This is a genomic window from Thermoactinomyces mirandus, assembly GCF_013868055.1.
In the GTDB taxonomy this organism is placed as follows: Bacteria; Bacillota; Bacilli; order Thermoactinomycetales; family Thermoactinomycetaceae; genus Thermoactinomyces; species Thermoactinomyces mirandus.
This window is the reverse complement of the sequence record NZ_JACEOL010000090.1, coordinates 1-2,679: the sequence shown is the minus strand read 5'-3', so window position 1 is coordinate 2,679 and position 2,679 is coordinate 1. Positions and strand designations below refer to the sequence as shown.

3 protein-coding genes and 1 pseudogene are annotated in these 2,679 nt (G+C 38.4%); 2 read left to right on the top strand and 2 right to left on the bottom strand.

What is annotated here, in order from left to right:
- Positions 1-447: 447 nt before the first annotated feature.
- Together H2C83_RS17165 and H2C83_RS17160 are read left to right on the top strand one after the other, a co-directional pair.
- Positions 448-630: pseudogene (locus tag H2C83_RS17165) on the top strand (IS110 family transposase); the annotation flags it as partial.
- A 105-nt stretch (positions 631-735) separates the two neighbouring features.
- On the top strand, positions 736-927 hold the full coding sequence (locus tag H2C83_RS17160; protein WP_181742388.1) for a hypothetical protein: 192 nt from the start codon (positions 736-738) through the stop codon (positions 925-927).
- 367 nt (positions 928-1,294) lie between these two features.
- Here H2C83_RS17160 and H2C83_RS17155 read toward each other — a convergent pair whose 3' ends face one another.
- Positions 1,295-1,846, bottom strand: coding sequence for a hypothetical protein (locus H2C83_RS17155; RefSeq protein ID WP_181742387.1), 552 nt, complete (start codon positions 1,844-1,846; stop codon positions 1,295-1,297).
- Between the two features lie 31 nt (positions 1,847-1,877).
- Positions 1,878-2,679, bottom strand: an 802-nt coding sequence (locus tag H2C83_RS17150) for an amidase domain-containing protein (RefSeq protein ID WP_220184260.1), incomplete at its 5' end; no start/stop codon positions are given.

Genomic DNA, 2,679 nt, shown 5'->3' with positions numbered 1-2,679 from the left:
TGCTCCTGGTGTCATTCCGGTTAACACAATCTCCATTTTTTGTTTAGCTGTCCATTTTCTCCTTCCCATTAAAACGACCCCTTTCTTCTTCCTCAATTATAACTTAAACTTTGTCTGGAAGATTATGGGGTCATTATAGATTTGCTTGTCTCGTGTTTATAATGAGTAAAAGAGAGGAAGTGTCTAGTATGGGAGTTCTAAAAATTTGTAAGATAGATGCTGAGTATGTAGAGACGAATTAATGTCATAAGAAGAACACGGTAAAGTGGGTTGAATTGAGTTCTGATGAGTTCAATTATCCTGAATGTGCTGTGCGTAATTTCAAAGCCCAGTTTTTCATTTATAAGGAGCATTTCTGTAATGAAATAAAAGGGGATTTGAAAAAGAAAAGTACCTCCTGCTAACATACAAGGTGTCCCACTGACCAGTGGACCCTTAAATAGCAAAGAGGTACTTGGTCACTACTGGAAGAGCCTGGCTGAGTTTCTTGAGAAACACGACATTAAAACAGTTATGGTTAACCCGATGCATGTAAAGAAGAGTAAAGAGTTGGATAATAATTCTCCGACCAAAAAAGATGAAAAAGATGCTCGTGTTATTACCGGATTGATTCAGGATGGACGGTACTCCGAACTTGGCTTTGATTTTTCTAAATAACAACTAAAAGAAAACAGTGCATCTCAAACTGGTCAGGCAACTGGAGTTTTAAGGGATTATCTTGAAGCTGATCCAAAATTGAAAAAAGAGCTTCTGGAGCAATTTCCAGAAAATGAGCGAAACTTAATTAAGAAGCATCTTAAATCAGGTAACCACAAAAATCGGAGATTCAGTTTTGATCGTACCTGTGAGGAATTGAAAGCGGCTTTGAATCAGCCAGGGCCATTAAGGGCGCCTGGTTTACTTTTTTTGAGGAAGGGTGAGGTTTGAGTCTGTGCAATACATTGCACAAACCTCCCCGGGCGGGTACAATCCAGCCATCCGGATTCCGGAAACTGACAAACCCTTTGCACAATGGACGATCCAATCCTGGTAGTGGAGGACGACATAGAAAAACTGCTACTTATGGACGTAAACCTGGAAACTGGTTCTATTGGGATCTGGATCCATGGATGCACTGGCTCAGGAATGAGGCTTATATACAAAAGAGATTAGACAAGGCCTGAAAGAAGTCATAAGATTAAATAAAGAAAAATACGATGACAGGCTTGATGCTGTCCACTACCGGGTTCAGCTCAACCAGAACATTATTAAAATGCCCTGGTTGAGCCCATAACGGAGAAAAGCGGTTTATTATTTATTGATTCTTTTGAAACGGTCCGACAGTAATGGATTCATCTCCAAAAGGTATTACCCAAACTTCCCGGCCTCCAGTAATGGTAAAGCGATCCTTGCTGACAATATCGAGGATCTCCTGATCGGAAAGCTGATCATCTGGTTTGATAATAATTCTTAATCTTGTTCTATAAGACTCACCAGGAGGAAGATTTTGAGGAAACAACAATTGGTTTTCACTTTTTGTGAGCATATTTTTCGTTTCTTCTGAGAAAAGCGGTTGAATTCGGTGGTGAACACTGTAGGCTAAACTGGAAGTATTCTTGATTTCATAGATGTATCTCACTTCTTTATAGTCATCAATATTGTTCCAGATTTCATCCTTTTCAGTATCACTAAGTCCATAATTATTGAGGGCTCCTTTATAGTCAGCTTTTAAAGGTTCGACTTTGATATCTTTCCATGAAACTTCAATGGTGTTGCTATTTATGGAAAAATAATAGATAATCAAGGTGCTGAATAATATAATAGATAGAATGAGAATAGTTAAAACTTTTATATTAAAAAAACGCATATTAAACCTCCTAGCATATACTCGAAAAAATTTATTTGACTTCAATCGGATCCTTCATTTTAACAATATGCAATTTTGTTTCAAAACCATCATTTAACAATGATTCAAGTTCTTTTTTCACATCAGCATTATATCTATCAGTTGTATGTCCTGAATATTGCAAGTTTCCGTTATCAACATTTGTAATCATCGTGGCATGGTTCATCTTCCCATCACCTTCAAAATCCCAATAGAGAAGGTCGCCCGGTTTGATTTCGCCTTTTTTTTCCAATTCTCTTAAATCATCCACTGAAGCTGCTTCAAAAGTCTTTTCAGAGTAACTATTATTTTTATCAGAAAAGTAGCGGTACTGTTCATCAGCAACGGCCCACTTGGGGGAGAAATATTTGATGAGCCTGTTGAGAATAGGGATATGGCGGATAAATTTTCCTTTCTCATAATACCATTCGTCATTCATTTTAAGTCCACCCGCATGAAGCAGTTGCGAAACAAAATTGGCACAGTCTCCTCCGCGGTTGGTGCCAAAACTATCCATTCTTTCAAACTCCGGGTGGAATTTTCCCTGATTTTGTTCATCACTCCATTTCTTCGCATATTGGACGGCTTTTTCCCGGTCGTACACAATAAAATTCGTAAAATCTTCCCTGATTTGCGGGACATCAAACGAGCCACTCGCCGGATCGGCATAAACTTCAAGGGTACCGAAGACAGTGATGGCAACGACCAGTAAGAGAATGATTGCTTTTACCTGATGATTCATCTTGCGCATACGGATTATTACGGAAAACTGTATAAGAGCAGTAAAAATAGCTTGTCCATTACAACAGTTATTT

Excerpts from the sequence above, each read along its gene's own strand:
- H2C83_RS17155 (WP_181742387.1), bottom strand. The coding sequence starts at position 1,846 with ATGCGTTTTTTTAATATAAAAGTTTTAACTATTCTCATTCTATCTATT.